Below are 15,871 nucleotides of genomic sequence, written 5' to 3'. Positions count from 1 at the left end.
GCGCATGGCGTCGGCGGTTGGGTCAGTAGCCCTTCTTCACCTGGGCGAGCGCCGCGCTGAGACCCTGCGCGATCCGGGCCCGCTCGTCCGGCCCCGCATCCCGGGCCACGAGCGCCTGCTGCCGACGTGAGACCAGGGTCAGGCGCTGAAGCCCGTACTCGTCATCCTCCACCGTCTCGATCTTGGTCCAGAGCGGATTGAACCGCCACTCGCGCCGCTCGCCCCGGTGGCTCACCCGGGCGAGCAGGATCTCGATCTGGGAGATCATGACCTCCTCGAAGGAGCGACCGCGGCGGAAGCTGACTTTCAGGGCCGCGTAGATCGCCAGCATGTCGAGGCCGAAGAACCCTGCCACCGGCCAGAAACCCATGCGCCAGGCCCAGATCGAGACGACGAGCGAGACCGCGCAGCAGCCCGTCATGACCACCCGGAAGCCGAGCCGGCTCAAGGATTGATGGGGCCGGATCGTCGCGGTGAAGACGGGCCGGTCGATCGTGTCCGGATCGAGCCCATAGGGATGGACGGAAGGATTGCCGCTCGCCATGCGATCCATATAACGCGCCGATGTCCGCCAGAAAGACTCCCACTCCCGTGACGGATCGCTCCGGTGGCGATACCGCAATCCGGGCGACGGTGCCGTCCCGGGCCGCGCCAAAGCGCGCATCCAAGGGCGATTCCAGGAAAGCGGATCCGGTCGTCTCGAAGAGCGCGCTGAGGAGCGCGGCCGCGGTCCGCCGCGGCGGTCCGATCGGGACGGCACGCTCGGGGCATGGCGACACCGCCCCCGAGGCGGTCGATGCCGCCACCCTCGCCGAGATCTTCCGCCGCTTCCACGCGGCGGAGCCGGAGCCGAAGGGCGAGCTCCACTACGTCAATCCGTTCACCCTTCTGGTCGCCGTCGTGCTCTCGGCCCAGGCGACGGACCGTGGGGTCAACCTCGCCACAGGGCCGCTCTTCGCGGTCGCCGACACACCCGAGGCCATGCTGGCATTGGGCGAGGACCGGGTCCGCGATTTCGTCCGGACGATCGGGTTGTTCAACACCAAGGCGAAGAACGTCGTCGCGCTCTCGCGCATCCTCGTGGAGCAGCACGGTGGCACGGTGCCGGCGAGCCTGGAGGCCCTGCAGGTGCTGCCCGGCGTCGGCGCCAAGACCGCGAGCGTCGTCCTGAATATCGCCTTCGGGGTTCCGCGGATCGCCGTCGATACCCATATCTTCCGGGTCTCGAACCGGATCCCCCTCTTCGTCGGCTCGACCACCGATAAGGTCCAGGCCGGTCTCGAGGCGCTGGTGCCGGAACCCTACCGCCGGCACGCCCATCACTGGCTGATCCTGCACGGTCGTTACATCTGCAAGGCGCGCAAGCCCGAATGCCCGCGCTGCCTCATCGCGGACCTCTGCCGCTACCCGTCCAAGACGTCCGCCTGACCGGTGGATCCTGGGCGGCGGCGCGACCGCGAACCGCGTTCCGGCTACGTCCGGAGCGCCCTCCGCAATCCCGCCCTGCAGGCTAACGCGTTGTGCTGGAAGCCCGCTTCCGCTAGTTTGGCGGCCGGTCGCCGGGGCCCTTGGGCAGAGGCCGTCCGGCGGCCCGACCTCGCGTCCGGTCGCCGCGCCGCGGATTCCTCCCAATCGTCGCGCATCAGGAGCCTCGGCCCATGGACTTCCTCAAACCACGGTACACGCCTATGAACCGCCGCCGTCGCATTTACGAGGGCAAGGCGAAGGTCCTCTACGAGGGGCCGGAGCCCGGCACGCTCATTCAGCACTTCAAGGATGACGCGACGGCCTTCAACGCGAAGAAGCACGAGGTCATCGACGGCAAGGGCGTCCTGAACAACCGGATCTCCGAGTTCGTCTTCCAGCACCTCAACGACATCGGCGTGCCGACGCATTTCATCCGCCGGCTCAACATGCGCGAGCAGCTGATCCGCGAGGTCGAGATCATCCCCCTCGAGGTCGTGGTGCGCAACGTCGCGGCCGGCTCGCTGGCGACCCGGCTGGGCCTGGAGGAAGGCACCCAGCTGCCGCGCTCGATCATCGAGTTCTATTACAAGAACGACGCGCTGAACGACCCGATGGTCTCCGAGGAGCACATCACGGCCTTCGGTTGGGCGACGCCCCAGGAGATCGACGACATCATGGCGCTGGCGATCCGCGTCAACGACTTCCTGTCGGGCCTCTTCCTCGGCGTCGGCATCAGACTGGTCGACTTCAAGATGGAGACCGGCCGCCTTTGGGAAGGCGACATGATGCGCATCGTGGTCGCTGACGAGATCTCCCCGGATTCCTGCAGGCTCTGGGACATCAAGTCCTCCGACAAGCTCGACAAGGACCGGTTCCGCAAGGATCTCGGCGGCCTGATCGAGGCCTATACCGAAGTCGCCAAGCGGCTTGGGATCATGTCGGAGAACGAGAAGGTCCAGGGCAGCGGCCCGCGGCTCGTCCAGTAAGCGCGTTCAGGCGGGTGGGCGGCGCAGGTGCGTCGGCCCCGCCTCCGGAAAGCCCGGCCGCAGCCGGGCGTGGGTCGAGAGGTCCGGGTCGAAGCCCGGGTGATAATGGGGGTCCTGCACCAGTAGCGGCCCCCATCGCTTCTTCAGCGCCGCGATCTCGCGCTGGTGGCGGGCGCGGGCCTCCGGAGTCCAGCGGCGGCTCGCCGCCTCTCGGTGGTGCAGAACCGCTCCGGGGACCAGCAGCGTGCGATAGCCGGCCGCGTTGAGGCGCAGGCAGAGATCGACATCGTTGAAATCCACCGCGAAGACCGCCTCGTCGAAGCCGCCGACCGCCCGGAACTTGTCCGCTTCGACCGCCAGGCAGGCGGCCGTGACCGCGGAGACCGCGTGCGTCACGCGCAACGCCGCCAGATAGCCGGACGCGTCCCCCGGGAAGTGGCGGTGCCCGTGGGTGACAAGGCCGCCGGTCCCGAGCACGATGCCGCCGTGCTGGATCCGTCCCTTGCCGTCGAGGAGCTTGGCGCCGACGGCGCCGACATCCGGTCGAAGGGCCTCACGGGCCATCCGAGACAGCCAGTCGGGCCGGAACGCCTCGACGTCGTTGTTGACGAAGACCAAGAGCCGGCCGCGGGCGCGGGCCGCGGCCGCGTTGTTCATGGCGGCGAAGTTGAACGGCCCGGGACAGGGCACGACATGCCCCCTCCCCTCCCCTTCGAAAGCGCGCAGAAAGGCGAGAGTCTCCGGCTCGCGACTGTCGTTGTCGCAGACCAGGATCTCGATCGACGGCCAGTCGGTGCAAGACCGCAGGCTTTCGAGACAGGGGCGCAGGAGATCCAGGCGATCGCGGGTCGGCACGATCAGGCTGGCCAGGGGCCGGGTCCCGGGAAGGGGATGTTCGACCTGCACGAGGCTGTCGGGCCCCACCGCGACCCGGACGGCCGACCGCCCCGTTCGGTCCAGGTGATCCCGCACGATCGCATGATGGGACGCGCGCGCCCCCGCGCCTTCCGGCGGCGGGACCGGACGTCCGGCACGCCGCACGGACAGAAGCTCCGGGATATGGCCGATCGCGCCCGGGCCGAAGCGCTCGGCAATCCGGAACGCGGCCTCAGCCGGGCTTCGGGGCGCGGCGGCCGGGTCAAGGGCGCTGCCGCGGCAGGCCAACACGGGCCCGAGATAATCGAATGCCACGAGCCGGTCGGCGTCGAAGACCGGTGGCAGAAGCGGCACCACCACACCGCCGGGCCGCTCCTGCACGAGGGCATCGCCATAGAGGGCTTGAAGGTCGGGCTCCGCGGCGAAGCGGGCGGCGATCCGCTCGGGTGCGCCGGTCACGAGGATGCCGTCACCGATCAGACGGATTGCGTCCCCCGGACCGGCCGGCGCCGGCGGGAAGCGGTCGAGAATCGCGGGCGGCAGCGAAAGCCGGTGGTCGATTCCGATCAAGGCCGCGAGCGCTTGCCGGGCCCGCAGGCGCTTCCCCATCAGGCGCGCCCGCACGATGGCAGCCGCGGCCCGGGGGTGAACGAGGATCTGGCGGGCTGTCCCCAAAAGCGTGCGCCAGGAGCGGCGCGGCGATCCGTGATACGGGCCGCCTTCGCGGCCCGATGCCCCGTCCGACGGCGTCATTCCAAGTCCTCGCCGAAGGTCGTGACCGACAGGGCGGGATGGTAGAACGGATCGTGCCGGATCACGGCGCGCCAGCGCTCGGAGAAGCGGGCCGCCTCCTGCTCGAAGCGCGTGCGCTTGGCACCGACGGAGGGACCGCGGCTGACGGATTCGAGATGGGCCAGGGTCGCGGCCGGCGTCCAGACCGTCTTCCAGCCGGCGGCCCCGAGGCGCAGGCAGAAATCCACGTCGTTGAAATCGACCGGAAAGGACTCGGCGTCGAAGCCCCCCACCGCCAGATACTTGTCGCGCGCGACGGCGAGGCAGGCGGCCGTCACCGCCGAGACCTCGTGCGCCACACGCAGCCGGCCGAGATGGCCCGGCGTGTCACCGGGCCGGCGGCGCAGGATATGGCCCGCCCGACCGCCGAGGCCGACGACGACGCCGGCATGCTGCAGTGTGCCGTCGCCGTAGAGAAGCTTTGCCCCGACGGCGCCGACATCCGGCCGGCAGGCCTGCCGGACCATGGCTTCCAGCCAGCCGGGCTCCAGGACGGCGACATCGTTATTCAGGAGCACGACGATCGCGCCCGACGCCGCGCCGACGCCGGCATTGACCATCGCGGCGAAATTGAAGGGTTGAGGGTCCATGAGGATCCGCACGCGCGGATCGTCGCGCAGGCTTGCGTAGTGATCGAGCACCGCGGGATCGGTGGAACCGTTGTCGACGATGATCAGCTCGATCGCCGCATAGGCGGTCTCGTGGAGCACGCCGCGGCAGACGCGGGTGATCAGGTCCAGGCGGTCGCGCGAGGGAATCACGATGCTCACCAGCGGCGCCGGATCCGGAAGCGGCCATTTCAGGTGAACGGCGCCGTCGTGGATCTCGGCACGGAGCGAAGGCCACCCGGATCGACGCGCGTCGAGGGCTGCCGCCCGGGCGGACGCGTCGAGCCCGTCGCCGACGGTGCGGGCGAGAATCCGCGGGACATGCGCCACCCGCGCGGCGCGGGTCGTCGCGGCGGCCGCGATGGCCAAACCGATCTCCTCCATCGGGCCGACGGGGCGCCCCGGACTTGCGGAGAGCCACGTCTTCGACAGGAGCAGGGGGAAACCCGGATAGCCCGTCGCCAGGGCAAGATCCGGGCTCCAGTCCGGCTTCAGCTGCGGGCGACCGTGGGGGCCGATCGCGTCGCCGTAGGCGATGTCCGCGTCCAAGAGGGTGGGGGCCAGCAGCGCCAGGGCCTCGGGCTCCAGGACGTCGCCGGGGCGTAGCAGGCACAGGGCGTCCGCATCGCGGAGAAGATCGTCGAAGCCGGCAGTATCGTCCCAGGCACGGTGCGACACGGGCCCGTCCTCCGATGGAGGCGGCGCGCCCGACCATGCGACCGAGACCCACTCTGGCCGGTGCGTCTGCGCGGCCAGCGCGTCGCGCGCGGCGCCCAGCACCGCCGCCTCGCCGGGTCGCGCGAGCAGGAGACAGCCGATCCGCAGCGCGGAGGGTGGAAGGCCGGCGGGCCGGGATCGGGCAGCGGCCCAGGACGGGAAGCGGACCATCGGCGTCACCGCGCAGGTGCCGCGCAGGATGTCCCGGTAGCGCCGGTCCGAGCCGCGGGCGCGCTCGTAGAGCGCGGCGAGGCAGCGCCAGGGCCGGCGGAGGAGACATTGTGCGAGCACCCCGGCCTCGTGCCGGGCACCGACCCGCTCCAGACTGAAATCGGCACCGGCCGAGAGGCGGATCTCCCGCGCATCCGAGGGGATCAGCCCCAGCCAGTGGGCGAGTCCCTGAGAGGCGCCCGGCAGGACGAAATCCTGTACGGCATCGTCCGGACCCCGCAGGACGCGGAGGATCGGGCGCCGGGGTGGCGCCGCGGGATCGCCGCTGTAGCTCAGTACGATCCAGCCGACAGGATGATCGGGGAGCACGAGGCGGCGGTCGTATTCGGGATCGGCCACCGATTCGAGGCGAAACCGCGTCGCCCGGCCGAGCCAGATCTCGCCGTGACCGGTCTTCGCAATCAGTCGGTTCGGATCGCCGAAGCGTGCCGCGGCGTCACTGGGCAGCGTCGCCTCCGCCGGCGGGTGCTGCGGCGACCGCCGGTTTCCGGCGGCGCGGCTTCGCAGCGGCCTTCCCGGCCCCCTTGCCAGCGCCGACACCCACCGCGATGTCATACTCGGCCGTCATCGCGGCAGGAACCTGCAGATCATCGGCGACGACCGTGGCGAAGCCCTGGGCCTCACCCGGTCCGACCGTGACGCTGACCCGCTCGGCGCGGCTTGAGACGACCTTGCCGTTGTAGCGGATCTGGAACGTCACTGGCACATCGAACCGGCCCGGCGCGCCGGCCGGCCCGAGCAGCACGTTGACCTCCGCGCCCACCTTGACGGTGATCGAGCCGTCCTGACGCCGCGTGCATTCGCGGGCAAGCCGAGCGAGGGCGTACTGGGTGCGCACCGTATCGCCCGCAAGGGTTCGCGAGGCGGCGGCACCCTCGACGACCTCCACCGGAGGGCAATAGGGTGGATCGAGGGTTTCGGGCTGCGACGGCGGCACCGTCGTGCCTCCGTACTTGAACAGGTTGGAGAAGATGTTCCCCTCCTCGGCCCGACACGGAGCGGCAGCGGCGAGGGACAGGGCAAGCACGAGACCGCCCCGCCGGAGCAGGGCGTTCGGCAGCCGGGAGACGCCCGGGGACCGCGTCGGAGTCCTGTCTTGAAGTCCGATCATCGCACGGCTCCCGAGCGGCACCGTCATTTCAGGCTATCGAACCCGGCCGCGAAGCCCTTCATCGACAGCGGGATCCCGACGCCTTCCTCGGGCGTCTGGAACACGATGAAGGTGGCTTGCGTGCCGTTCTTGAACTGGCGGATCAGACCGTCATCCATCACGACCTCGGCCACGCACCCGGTGGTGAGACAGCGGACGAAGCCCGCGCGGCCGATATCGGTCTGGTCGATCTTGAGGCCGAGGCCGGAAGGCAGGAGGACGCCCAGTGGCGCCACCACCCGCAGGAGGTAGCCGCGGTTGTCGGCCGTCTTCAGGACGATCACCACCAGGGTCAGATTCGGCCGGTCCTCGGCGGCGAGATACTGGACGAGGGCACATTGCTCGGCCTTCGCGCCGGCCGGCGTCTCGCAGCGCAATTGCCAATCCTCGAAGGTCTTGCGCACCATACCCTGGGCCGCGGCCGGCCCGGCGGGCATGAGCGCGGCCGCCACGAGGGCGAGGAAAACCGGCAGCGCGGCGCGCCGGACGGCGCGCCGGAAACGAACGAGCCTCGCGTGAAGCGGCACCACCGATCCCTTCGGAACGCTCCGGCCGAGGACCGGCGGGAGCCGTACAATCGGGCGTGTTCCGACCATGGTCGGGCCCGCGCTGTCAAGCGATGCGGTCGCGGTGTTGCGCGTCGGCGCTACCCGCGCGGGTGTCTGCGGCCTAGATTGTGATCGAACACTCCTCCTGCGCCGGATCCCGCCGTGATGCGCCTGCTCACTCTCTCGGCCGCCTGCTTGATGGCCACCCTCGCGCAGGCGGGGGCCCAGTCCCTGCCGGTCGGGGAGACCACCTACATCGAGCGCTCGCTCAATCACACCGACACGCTGGTGATCGAGCATCCGCCGGTGGCGGCGAACCCGTATGGCCGCCGCAACGGACATGCCGCGATCGCCGGCTATTGCCGGGACGGTGGTCTCATCCGGCGGCGTGACGAGTTCGGCAACCCGGTGATCATCCGCCAGCGGGAGGTGTGCGACAGCGTCGCGCCGCGTACCCTCAGTCCCGGCGAGGTCGATCCCCGCCCGAGCTGGCCGGCCGACGCCGTGGCGCGCCAGCGCGTCCTGCGCGCCAAGGGCTGACGCGGGTCACGCCGTCTTCTCCGGTCGGCGGATCAGCCGTACCGATGCAGGCCGGTGCCGTGGCGCTTGAGCCACGCTTCGGCGGCGTCGGTGTTCGGACAGAGGGCGTGCACGAGAGCCCAGAAGCGTGGGGAATGGTTCATCTCGCGCAGGTGGGCCATTTCGTGAGCGACCAGATAGTCGAGCACCATCGGCGGCGCGAGAATCAGGCGCCATGAGAAGTTCAGCTCGCCGCGGGCCGTGCAGGAGCCCCAGCGGCTGCGGGTGTCGCGCAGGGTGACGCGGACCGGCCTCTGCCCGAGTTGCACCGCATAACGCTCGATCGCCTCGGCGAGGTCGTGCTTCGCCTCACGGGCCAGGAAGTCGCGGATTCGGCGCGCCACATGGGCTGCGTCGCAGGACACCGAGATGGCCGGCTCTCCGGCGACGCACTCGACCCGTACCGGACCGCTGCGAGTGCCGCGCTGGAGGATCCGGTGAGGCTCGCCGCGGAGCGGCAGGCTGGACTCAGGCTCGAAGGCCACGCGAGCCGGCACACGGGCCAGACGCGTTGCGATCCAGCCCGCATGGCTCGCAGCGAAGCGCTGGGCGGTGTTGACGGCGGTGCGGCTCGGAAGGGTGATCACCGCCTCGCCTGTGGCGGCCGAGACCCGGAGGGTGATGCGGCGCGCGGTCTCCCGCCGCCGGAGGGCAACGCGGAAACTGGCCCCCTCGTGCTGGACCTCAAGATGATCGGGATCGGGGCGACGCAGCAGCGCGAAGGGCATGCGCGACTTCTAGCTGGGCCGGACGCGCGGCTCCAGATCCCGCCGGCCCGAAGCGCGGCGGCTTCAGCCAGCGAGGGCCCGGGTCCAGACATCGGTATCGGGCAGGACGAGGAGAGCGGCCGCCGCCAGGGCGATCCCGTACGGGATCCCGGTCTTGGCGTCGTGCAGATGCAGTGCGAACGGCATGCGCGCAATCCGGACGGGCAGCGGATGCGTCCGCGCGAACAGGATCCCCAGCGTCAGGGCACCGCCGAACAGTGACGCCACCAGCAGGTAATCGCCGAGTCCATCGAAGCCGAGCCACAGGGCCGTGGCGGCCGCGAGCTTGGCATCGCCGCCGCCGATGACACCGAAGGCGAAGAGCGCGAAGGTGACGAGCAGAACGACCGCGCCGGCCGCGCAATGGAAGCCGATCTCGGCCCAGCTCATCGGGCCCGTCAGGGCGAGGAGCGCGAACCCCGCCACGAGGCCGAGGGAGATCCGGTTGGGGATCAGCATGGTCAGAAGATCGCTGGCGGCTGCGTACGCCATCAGGAACGGGAAGAGGATCAACAGGCCGAATCCGGCCGGGCCCAGACCTGTCAGGCCGAGGCTTGCCGTCGCTGAACCGACCATCTCGGCGCCCATTTCGTCGAAACCTGTCGCATCACCGGCCAACGATCCGACCCGGCCATCCGTCGGCCGGAATGGATCCGCGCGTTACCAGACGGCCTGTGCCGCCGCGAACGAGAACGATCCCGGCCGGCCGAGCCCCCGGTCTCTCGCCGAGAGCCGGGGTGTCTCGCACCTGCCGCAGATCAGAGCCGTCTCGCTTAGTTCAGGTTGCCGGAGATCTGGCTGAACTTGCTGGTGAGGCTGGTGCCAACGGTCTTCAGCGCGGTGATGATGGCGACGGCGATCAGGGCCGCGATCATGCCGTACTCGATCGCGGTGGCACCGGACTCGTCCGAGGCGAAGCGCGTGAACAGGGTCTTCATGGAGAGCGATCCTTCGATCAACATAGAGCGAGGCAAAACTTGCGCGATGACCGATGAAGATTTTTCTTGTCTCGATCGGCGGCCTGCACAGACTGGCGATTTCGCCTTGAAAATCGGTTAAATCGATCCCGGAGCGTCGTGAAATGCCGTCTCGTTGCGAGATTGGTGAAGGTTGGGTTTCTTCGATACGGCAGTGCGCGGACTCTTGGTCTTGCTTAGCGCTTCCTTCACCCATCCCGCGATAGCCTCGGGCGTCGGGTCGGATCTCGTCCGCTACCCGTCGTCTTGAGGAAACCCGATGCGCCGCACCCTGTCGATTGCGGGCCGAGCCGGCCTCATCGTCCTGATGACGGGCGCCACAGCCGTGGCGGGTCAGCCCGAGCTGCTGCCGGTCGTGACCGTTCTGGTGGACAATGCCAAGGTTCTCCGCCTGCCGGAGAAGACCTCGACCATCATCGTCGGGAATCCGATCATCGCCGAGGTGACGCCGCAGAAGAACGGCGTCCTCGTGCTCACCGGCAAGAGCTTCGGATCGACCAATCTCATCGCCCTCGACAACGGCGGCGCCATGATTGCCGAGACGACCATCCGGGTCGAGGCATCGCGGGACTCGACCATCACGGTCCAGCGCGGTCTCGACCGGGAATCCCTGTCCTGCACGCCGAGTTGCCAACCGTCGGTACAGCTCGGCGACTCGGCGAGCTATTTCGGCACGACCAGCGGGCAGGCCGACGCGCGCCGCAAGCTTGCGACCGGCGGCGGCGCCGGAACAGTTCCGGCGGCCGATCACTGATCGAACCGGATCCGGGAGCGAAGACGCCCGGGTGACGTCGCGGCCGATGTCGCGGGCACCACATCGCCACCCGCCGTCGATGCGGGGGCGCCCCTCAGCGCCGCTCTGGTCGGCGACGGCCTTGCTGACCATCGCCACGCGCTGAGGCTGACCCGGCGACGGGGAGCAGCCCGTCCCGATCATGTACCCTTGCGGAGCGGGACGGCCCGGTGGACGATGGCGCGATGGAATCCGGTCCGCTCACCTATGTCATCGGCGACATCCACGGCTGCGCCGACCTCCTCGATGCGCTGTTGGAGCGGATCGCCGACCATGCCGCCGACCGCGGCCGCCGCCTCGTCTTCCTCGGGGATTATATCGACCGCGGGCCGGACAGCGCCGCGGTTCTCCGCACCGTGAGCCGGCTGAATTGGGCCGAGCCCGAGCATGTCATCTGCCTGATGGGCAATCACGAGCGGATGCTGCTCGATGCGCTGCAGACCCCTCAGGCCGCGGAACACTGGCTCTACAACGGCGGGGAGGCGACGCTCGCCTCCTTCGGCGCCCGGGAGGCGGGCGATCTGCCACGCGACACCCTCGACTGGCTCGAAGGTCTCCCCACCCTGCATGGGGATGACGCCCGCTGGTACGTCCATGCCGGTTTCCGGCCCGGCGCGGCGATCCCGGATCCGGACGATCACAATCGGCTCTGGATCCGCGAGCCGTTCCTGGAGGGCGACCACGATTTCGGCCGCCACGTGGTCCATGGCCATACCCCCCAGCGCAACGGACGGCCCGAAATCCGCCGGTTCCGCACGAACCTCGACACCGCAGCGGTCTACGGGGGAGCCCTCACGGCAGGCGTCTTCTCGGCCGCGCAGGGCCCGGCGCTGCATTTCCTGCAGGTCCGGGCGCCGGCCTAGACGGTTCGACGCGCGGGGACGAGGGCGCACAGGATCCCGACGAGCCAGCCGCCCATCAGGACGACGCCGCCGGTGGGCGCAGCCATCGGAAAGAGCGGGCGCTGGAGCCACGTGCGCACCGAGAGGTCGCCGCAGAACAGGATCAGACCGAGGACCAGGAGCCCCGAAGCGGTCCGGGCAAGCCCGGTCCGGGCAAGGCCGGCGGTGCCGAAGCCGATGAGCGCCAGAATGGCGGGGGCGTGGAACAGCAGGAACTGCGCCGCCGTCTTCAGCGAATCGGCGCCGGGGATGTGCGCGGCGGCGGCGCTCAACGCCACACCGAGCAGGCCGGCGAGGCAGGCGAGCGCCGCGAGCGCACGATCGACACCCGCAACACTCACGCGCCGCGCTCCACGAGGAGCCTGGCGATGGCCGCACGCAGCTCCGGCACGCCGGAATCGTCCCGACTCGAGGTGAGGATCACCTGCGGATAGGCAGCCGGACGCTTGGCAAGCCCGGCCTCGATCCCGGCAATGCGGCTCGCGACCTCGCCCTTCTTGAGGGAATCCCCCTTGGTCAGCACGACCTGATAGCTCACCGCGGCCTTGTCGAGGCCGTCGAGCACATCGGTATCGATCGACTTGAAGCCGTGCCGGGCGTCGATGAGCATGAACACGCGGGCGAGGCTGGCGCGCCCCTTCAGGTAGGAATGGATCAGCCGCGTCCAGGCCTCGACCTTGGCCTTCTCGACCGCGGCGTAGCCGTAGCCGGGCATGTCGACGAGGGATAGGCGCTCGCCGATCCGGAAGAAGTTCAGCTGCTGCGTGCGCCCGGGCGTGTGCGAGGTCCGCGCCAGGGTGTTCCGCCCGGTGAGGGCATTGATCAAGCTCGATTTGCCGACGTTCGACCGTCCCGCGAAGGCGATCTCCACGCCCTCCATGGGCGGCAGCCGATCGAGCGTCTGGGCAGCCGCGTAGAAGTCGGCGGCGCCGGCAAAGAGAAGGCGGCCGGCCTCAAGAAGGTCGGCCGCATCGTCGTTGGTTTCAGTCACGGCACATTGCCTGTCAGCTCTTGGTGGCGGCCGTCTTGGTGCCGTTGCCGCGCCGGAACGTCGATCGCAGGTTGTCCCACAGCTCCACCTTCACGCCGTTGCGGCGCATGATGACGTACTGCTGGATCACCGACAGCGTGTTGTTCCAGGCCCAGTAGATCACGAGGCCGGCGGGGAACGACCCCAGCATGAAGGTGAACACGATCGGCATGAAGGTGAAGATCTGCGCCTGGACCGGGTCCGGCGGCGCGGGGTTCATCTTCATCTGCACGAACATCGTCACGCCCATGATCAGCGGCCAGACGCCCAGGTGGACGAAGTCGGGCGCCGGGAAGGGCAGCAGTCCGAACAGGTTCACGATGCTCGTCGGATCCGGCGCCGCGAGGTCGTGGATCCAGCCGAAGAACGGCGCGTGCCGCATCTCGATGGTGATGAACAGCACCTTGTAGAGCGCGAAGAAGACCGGGATCTGGATCAGCACCGGCCAGCAGCCGGCGACCGGATTGATCTTCTCCTTCTTGTACAGCTCCATCGTGGCCTGCTGCGCCTTCAGGCGGTCATCCTTGTAGCGCTCGCGGATGGCGGCCATCTCCGGCTGCACGGCCTTCATCTTGGCCATCGAGACGTAGGATCGGTTCGCGATCGGCAGGAACAGCAGCTTCAGGCAGAAGGTGACAACCAGGATCGAGACGCCGAAATTGCCGAACAGGTGATAGAAGAAGTCCAGCGCCCGGAACATCGGCTTGGTGATGAAGAAGAACCAGCCCCAATCGATCATCAGATCGAAATGCTTGATGCCCAGGTCCTTCTCGTAGTTGTTGATGACGTTGACTTCCTTGGCGCCCGCGAACAGCCGCTGCGTCGCGGTGACCGAGGTGCCGGCCGCCACGTTCACGGCGTCGCCGCGCACGCTCGCCTGATAGACGTTGGTGGTCCCGTCGGTCCGGTCGGTGAAGGCGCCGGTATACGGCGTGTCCTGATCGGGGATCGCGGCGGCCGCCCAGTACTTGTCGGTGATGCCCACGAAGCCGCCGGTCACGCCGGTCCAGGCCTTGCCCTTGGTGTTGGCGCCGCCGTAGGCGCCCTCCTTGGCGAGCTTGTCGTAGGTGAATTCCTGGAGCCCGTCGTTGCCGAGATAGCCGATCATGCCCTCGTGCAGGACGTAATAGCCCTGGGTGTGCGGCTTACCCCAGCGGGAGACGAGGCTGTAGGGGTAGAGCGTGATCGCGCCCGAGCCCTTGTTCTCGACCTCGTCGCGGATCGTGAACATGTACTTGTCGTCGACCGCGATGATCCGCTTGAAGACGAGGCCGGCGCCGTTGTCCCAGGTCAGGGTCACGGGCATGCCCGGCTGGAGCGTCTTGCCCTCGCTGGTCCAGAGGGTGTCGTTGTTGGGCAGCGGCCCGGCATTGGCGCCGACCCAGCCGAACTCGGCGTAATAGGGCGTCTCGCTGCCGGCCGGCGAGAACAGCACGATCTCGGGGCTCTTGGGGTCGACGGTCTCGTGGTAGTTCTTGAGCGACACGTCGTCGACGCGGCCGCCCTTCAGGGCGATCGAGCCGGATAGCGCCGGGGTCTCGATCCGGATGCGCGGCGAGCGGGCGAGCGCCGCCTCGCGGGAGACCGGGCCGCCCTGCGGCGTGGGCAGCGTGCCGGGCACCGGCGCGGCCGGGCCGCCCTCCTTGGGGGACGGCGAGGGCACGCCGTCCGGGGTCACGCCCGGGGGCTGCTGTTGCTGCGCGGCCTTGTTCTGGGCCTCGATCAGCCGCTGCTGCTCCATGCGCGGGCCGGCCACGAAGTACTGCCACCCGAGCAGCACCAGCAGCGACAGGCCGATGGCCACGAACATGTTCGTCTTGTCATTGCCCATCAGGGACACCGCCGCACGCGTTCGGAGTGGCATCAAGACCGGCGCCGGCCCCGGGGGACCTGCGCGCGCCGGTGATTCGGTGATCTCTGTCGCACCCCTGCGACGGGCCGATGTCGGCGCGGCCGGAGGGCGCGGGCTGCGCGGAGGCGCCCGCTTCCTGCTGGAGAGATGAGGTTTGAGGAGTGGTCTTGGACCGCCGGTTGCCGGATCGGCCGGACGGCCTGTCGCTCCGGGGCGCCGCAGGCCGGGTCACCGTCGGGATCGCACGCCGCAGGTCCTCGGCCAGCGACGCGAAGGGGGCGTCCAGCGCCGGGCGCCGGGCGATCAGTACGATGTCGGCCGGCAGGGTCGCGAGATCGGCCGGCAGATCGGCCGCGACCAGCCCCAACGCGGCGCGGAGACGGCGCCGGATGCGGTTGCGCTCCGTCGCGTGACCCACGCGCTTAGTGATGGTGAAACCGAGACGGAGGCCGGGGCAGGCCTCCGGGTTCCGGAGGCGCCCCTGCGCGGTCATGCGCTCGGTGTGAAAGCGACGCCCCTCGGCCGCAGCCAGGAAGTCGGGTCGTTTGTTGAGCCGCTCGATCGTCGCCATCGATGGTTCGATCCCGGCCGATACCACTTGCCTCACGGCGCGGATGCGCGAAGGCGTCCGCGCCCGAGAGGATCCGGCCTCAGGCCGACAGGCGCTTGCGGCCGTGGGCGCGACGGCGCGCGATCACCTTGCGGCCGCCGGCGGTGGCCATGCGCGCACGGAAACCGTGACGGCGCTTACGGACGAGCTTGCTCGGCTGGTAGGTTCTCTTCATGGCTCAGAGCCTTCAAAGGTCGAGGCGCGCTCGCGGGCGGCTGATGCCGCACCCGACCTTCACGCGTCCTTGGTTGTCTGCAAACACGAAGGGCGCCCATGCGGGGCGCCACGTCGCGAGTGGCGGGCTTATGGCGGATGGGTCCCGCGAAGTCAACGTTCGGCGGGGCTCAATGCCCCTCGAACTGCATGAGGGTCCGCACCTCGACGCCCATGTCGCGCAGGCGCTGGGCCCCGCCGATCTCGGGCAGATCGATGACGAAGCAGGCGGCCACGATCTCGGCGCCGATCTTCTGGAGCAGGTTCACAGCCGCCGTGGCGGTGCCGCCGGTGGCGATCAGATCGTCGACCAGGAGCACCCTGTCGCCGGGCCGGACCGCGTCGACGTGGATCTCGATCTCGTCGGTGCCGTACTCGAGGGCGTAGGCCATCGAAACCGTCGTGTGGGGTAGCTTGCCCTTCTTGCGGATCGGCACGAAGCCGCAGGAGAGCTGATGGGCGATGGCCCCGCCCAGGATGAAGCCCCGGGCCTCGATGCCGGCCACTTGGTGGATCTGCCCGCCCGCATAGGGGTGAACCAGCGCGTCCACCGCCCGCCGGAAGGCGCGCGGGTCGCTGAGCAGCGTGGTGATGTCGCGAAAGATGATCCCGGGCTTCGGGTAATCGGGAATCGAGCGGATCGATTCCTTCAGCGCGACGTGGCGGCGGGCTTCCATGCGTTCGGCCTTCCGTGGAGAACCGCGGGCTTAAAGCAGAAGGTTGCGGTCCTGACCAGTTTCCGGCGGGCAGGCCGGGCGGTTCAGGCCGCGTCC

General features: G+C 69.4%; 19 protein-coding genes. 5 read left to right on the top strand and 14 right to left on the bottom strand.

Annotated features, from left to right (window positions below; genetic code table 11):
* Positions 1-22: 22 nt before the first annotated feature.
* Positions 23-544, bottom strand: coding sequence for a DUF2244 domain-containing protein (locus tag PQI07_RS14750; RefSeq protein ID WP_043387564.1), 522 nt, complete (start codon positions 542-544; stop codon positions 23-25).
* A gap of 203 nt (positions 545-747) precedes the next feature.
* Between PQI07_RS14750 and nth the strand changes: the two genes are divergently transcribed.
* Both nth and purC read left to right on the top strand, forming a co-directional pair.
* Positions 748-1,428 (top strand): endonuclease III, encoded by a 681-nt coding sequence (gene nth, locus PQI07_RS14745; protein ID WP_274927727.1) that lies wholly within the window; start codon positions 748-750, stop codon positions 1,426-1,428.
* A gap of 230 nt (positions 1,429-1,658) precedes the next feature.
* The gene (gene purC / locus PQI07_RS14740) at positions 1,659-2,453 is read left to right on the top strand and encodes a phosphoribosylaminoimidazolesuccinocarboxamide synthase (RefSeq protein ID WP_043350657.1); all 795 of its coding nucleotides are present in this window, start codon (positions 1,659-1,661) and stop codon (positions 2,451-2,453) included.
* Between the two features lie 6 nt (positions 2,454-2,459).
* Here purC and PQI07_RS14735 read toward each other — a convergent pair whose 3' ends face one another.
* From PQI07_RS14735 to PQI07_RS14720, 4 genes are read right to left on the bottom strand one after another with little or no spacing between them, the layout of a single operon-like run.
* Positions 2,460-4,082, bottom strand: coding sequence for a glycosyltransferase (locus tag PQI07_RS14735; protein ID WP_274926855.1), 1,623 nt, complete (start codon positions 4,080-4,082; stop codon positions 2,460-2,462).
* A complete protein-coding gene (locus PQI07_RS14730) occupies positions 4,079-6,232 on the bottom strand; it encodes a glycosyltransferase family 2 protein (RefSeq protein WP_274926854.1) in 2,154 nt (717 codons plus the stop codon). Before PQI07_RS14730 ends, PQI07_RS14735 begins: the two co-directional genes overlap by 4 nt.
* Positions 6,114-6,788 (bottom strand): hypothetical protein, encoded by a 675-nt coding sequence (locus PQI07_RS14725; RefSeq protein WP_107088769.1) that lies wholly within the window; start codon positions 6,786-6,788, stop codon positions 6,114-6,116. The genes PQI07_RS14730 and PQI07_RS14725 overlap by 119 nt, the downstream gene beginning before the upstream one ends.
* A gap of 23 nt (positions 6,789-6,811) precedes the next feature.
* Positions 6,812-7,264 (bottom strand): invasion associated locus B family protein, encoded by a 453-nt coding sequence (locus PQI07_RS14720; protein WP_053610820.1) that lies wholly within the window; start codon positions 7,262-7,264, stop codon positions 6,812-6,814.
* A 276-nt stretch (positions 7,265-7,540) separates the two neighbouring features.
* Between PQI07_RS14720 and PQI07_RS14715 the strand changes: the two genes are divergently transcribed.
* Entirely contained in the window at positions 7,541-7,915 is a 375-nt protein-coding gene (locus tag PQI07_RS14715; RefSeq protein WP_043387560.1) for a hypothetical protein, read from the top strand.
* Positions 7,916-7,947: 32 nt separating this feature from the next.
* Here PQI07_RS14715 and PQI07_RS14710 read toward each other — a convergent pair whose 3' ends face one another.
* The 3 genes from PQI07_RS14710 to PQI07_RS14700 form a co-directional block, all read right to left on the bottom strand.
* Positions 7,948-8,682 carry a M48 family metallopeptidase gene (locus tag PQI07_RS14710; RefSeq protein WP_043387558.1) on the bottom strand — a complete coding sequence of 245 codons (735 nt, stop codon included), beginning with the start codon at positions 8,680-8,682 and terminating at the stop codon, positions 7,948-7,950.
* A gap of 63 nt (positions 8,683-8,745) precedes the next feature.
* Entirely contained in the window at positions 8,746-9,297 is a 552-nt protein-coding gene (locus PQI07_RS14705; protein ID WP_051045115.1) for an A24 family peptidase, read from the bottom strand.
* A 197-nt stretch (positions 9,298-9,494) separates the two neighbouring features.
* A complete protein-coding gene (locus tag PQI07_RS14700) occupies positions 9,495-9,659 on the bottom strand; it encodes a Flp family type IVb pilin (protein ID WP_012320434.1) in 165 nt (54 codons plus the stop codon).
* Between the two features lie 298 nt (positions 9,660-9,957).
* Between PQI07_RS14700 and PQI07_RS14695 the strand changes: the two genes are divergently transcribed.
* Both PQI07_RS14695 and PQI07_RS14690 read left to right on the top strand, forming a co-directional pair.
* The gene (locus PQI07_RS14695) at positions 9,958-10,452 is read left to right on the top strand and encodes a pilus assembly protein N-terminal domain-containing protein (RefSeq protein ID WP_043357447.1); all 495 of its coding nucleotides are present in this window, start codon (positions 9,958-9,960) and stop codon (positions 10,450-10,452) included.
* A 224-nt stretch (positions 10,453-10,676) separates the two neighbouring features.
* A complete protein-coding gene (locus tag PQI07_RS14690) occupies positions 10,677-11,354 on the top strand; it encodes a metallophosphoesterase family protein (RefSeq protein WP_043357445.1) in 678 nt (225 codons plus the stop codon).
* On the opposite strand, the gene PQI07_RS14685 is transcribed toward PQI07_RS14690, so the two are convergent.
* The 6 genes from PQI07_RS14685 to PQI07_RS14660 form a co-directional block, all read right to left on the bottom strand.
* Entirely contained in the window at positions 11,351-11,734 is a 384-nt protein-coding gene (locus tag PQI07_RS14685) for a DUF423 domain-containing protein (RefSeq protein WP_111473665.1), read from the bottom strand. The two genes, PQI07_RS14690 and PQI07_RS14685, sit on opposite strands and share 4 nt — an antisense overlap.
* Complete coding sequence (gene yihA / locus PQI07_RS14680) at positions 11,731-12,384, bottom strand: ribosome biogenesis GTP-binding protein YihA/YsxC (RefSeq protein WP_043387550.1); 654 nt, start codon at positions 12,382-12,384, stop codon at positions 11,731-11,733. Before yihA ends, PQI07_RS14685 begins: the two co-directional genes overlap by 4 nt.
* Before the next feature lie 13 nt (positions 12,385-12,397).
* Positions 12,398-14,254, bottom strand: a complete 1,857-nt coding sequence (yidC, locus tag PQI07_RS14675) for a membrane protein insertase YidC (RefSeq protein WP_043758843.1) — start codon at positions 14,252-14,254, stop codon at positions 12,398-12,400.
* Entirely contained in the window at positions 14,244-14,846 is a 603-nt protein-coding gene (gene rnpA / locus PQI07_RS14670) for a ribonuclease P protein component (protein ID WP_274926853.1), read from the bottom strand. The genes yidC and rnpA overlap by 11 nt, the downstream gene beginning before the upstream one ends.
* Before the next feature lie 79 nt (positions 14,847-14,925).
* Entirely contained in the window at positions 14,926-15,060 is a 135-nt protein-coding gene (gene rpmH / locus PQI07_RS14665) for a 50S ribosomal protein L34 (protein ID WP_007558110.1), read from the bottom strand.
* A 169-nt stretch (positions 15,061-15,229) separates the two neighbouring features.
* Complete coding sequence (locus PQI07_RS14660) at positions 15,230-15,775, bottom strand: adenine phosphoribosyltransferase (protein WP_043387545.1); 546 nt, start codon at positions 15,773-15,775, stop codon at positions 15,230-15,232.
* Positions 15,776-15,871: the final 96 nt, after the last annotated feature.

Origin of the sequence: Methylobacterium sp. 092160098-2, from assembly GCF_028920805.1 — a bacterium.
In the GTDB taxonomy this organism is placed as follows: Bacteria; Pseudomonadota; Alphaproteobacteria; order Rhizobiales; family Beijerinckiaceae; genus Methylobacterium; species Methylobacterium fujisawaense.
Note: the sequence above shows the minus strand (reverse complement) of the source record. Positions and strands in the feature narration are given on the sequence as shown.

Coding starts and splice junctions, on each gene's coding strand:
- PQI07_RS14750 (WP_043387564.1), bottom strand. CDS start 544: ATGGCGAGCGGCAATCCTTCCGTCCATCCCTATGGGCTCGATCCGGAC.
- purC (WP_043350657.1), top strand. CDS start 1,659: ATGGACTTCCTCAAACCACGGTACACGCCTATGAACCGCCGCCGTCGC.
- PQI07_RS14735 (WP_274926855.1), bottom strand. CDS start 4,082: ATGACGCCGTCGGACGGGGCATCGGGCCGCGAAGGCGGCCCGTATCAC.
- PQI07_RS14730 (WP_274926854.1), bottom strand. CDS start 6,232: ATGACATCGCGGTGGGTGTCGGCGCTGGCAAGGGGGCCGGGAAGGCCG.
- PQI07_RS14725 (WP_107088769.1), bottom strand. CDS start 6,788: ATGATCGGACTTCAAGACAGGACTCCGACGCGGTCCCCGGGCGTCTCC.
- PQI07_RS14720 (WP_053610820.1), bottom strand. CDS start 7,264: ATGCCCGCCGGGCCGGCCGCGGCCCAGGGTATGGTGCGCAAGACCTTC.
- PQI07_RS14715 (WP_043387560.1), top strand. CDS start 7,541: ATGCGCCTGCTCACTCTCTCGGCCGCCTGCTTGATGGCCACCCTCGCG.
- PQI07_RS14710 (WP_043387558.1), bottom strand. CDS start 8,682: ATGCCCTTCGCGCTGCTGCGTCGCCCCGATCCCGATCATCTTGAGGTC.
- PQI07_RS14705 (WP_051045115.1), bottom strand. CDS start 9,297: ATGGTCGGTTCAGCGACGGCAAGCCTCGGCCTGACAGGTCTGGGCCCG.
- PQI07_RS14700 (WP_012320434.1), bottom strand. CDS start 9,659: ATGAAGACCCTGTTCACGCGCTTCGCCTCGGACGAGTCCGGTGCCACC.
- PQI07_RS14695 (WP_043357447.1), top strand. CDS start 9,958: ATGCGCCGCACCCTGTCGATTGCGGGCCGAGCCGGCCTCATCGTCCTG.
- PQI07_RS14690 (WP_043357445.1), top strand. CDS start 10,677: ATGGAATCCGGTCCGCTCACCTATGTCATCGGCGACATCCACGGCTGC.
- yidC (WP_043758843.1), bottom strand. CDS start 14,254: ATGGGCAATGACAAGACGAACATGTTCGTGGCCATCGGCCTGTCGCTG.
- rnpA (WP_274926853.1), bottom strand. CDS start 14,846: ATGGCGACGATCGAGCGGCTCAACAAACGACCCGACTTCCTGGCTGCG.
- rpmH (WP_007558110.1), bottom strand. CDS start 15,060: ATGAAGAGAACCTACCAGCCGAGCAAGCTCGTCCGTAAGCGCCGTCAC.
- PQI07_RS14660 (WP_043387545.1), bottom strand. CDS start 15,775: ATGGAAGCCCGCCGCCACGTCGCGCTGAAGGAATCGATCCGCTCGATT.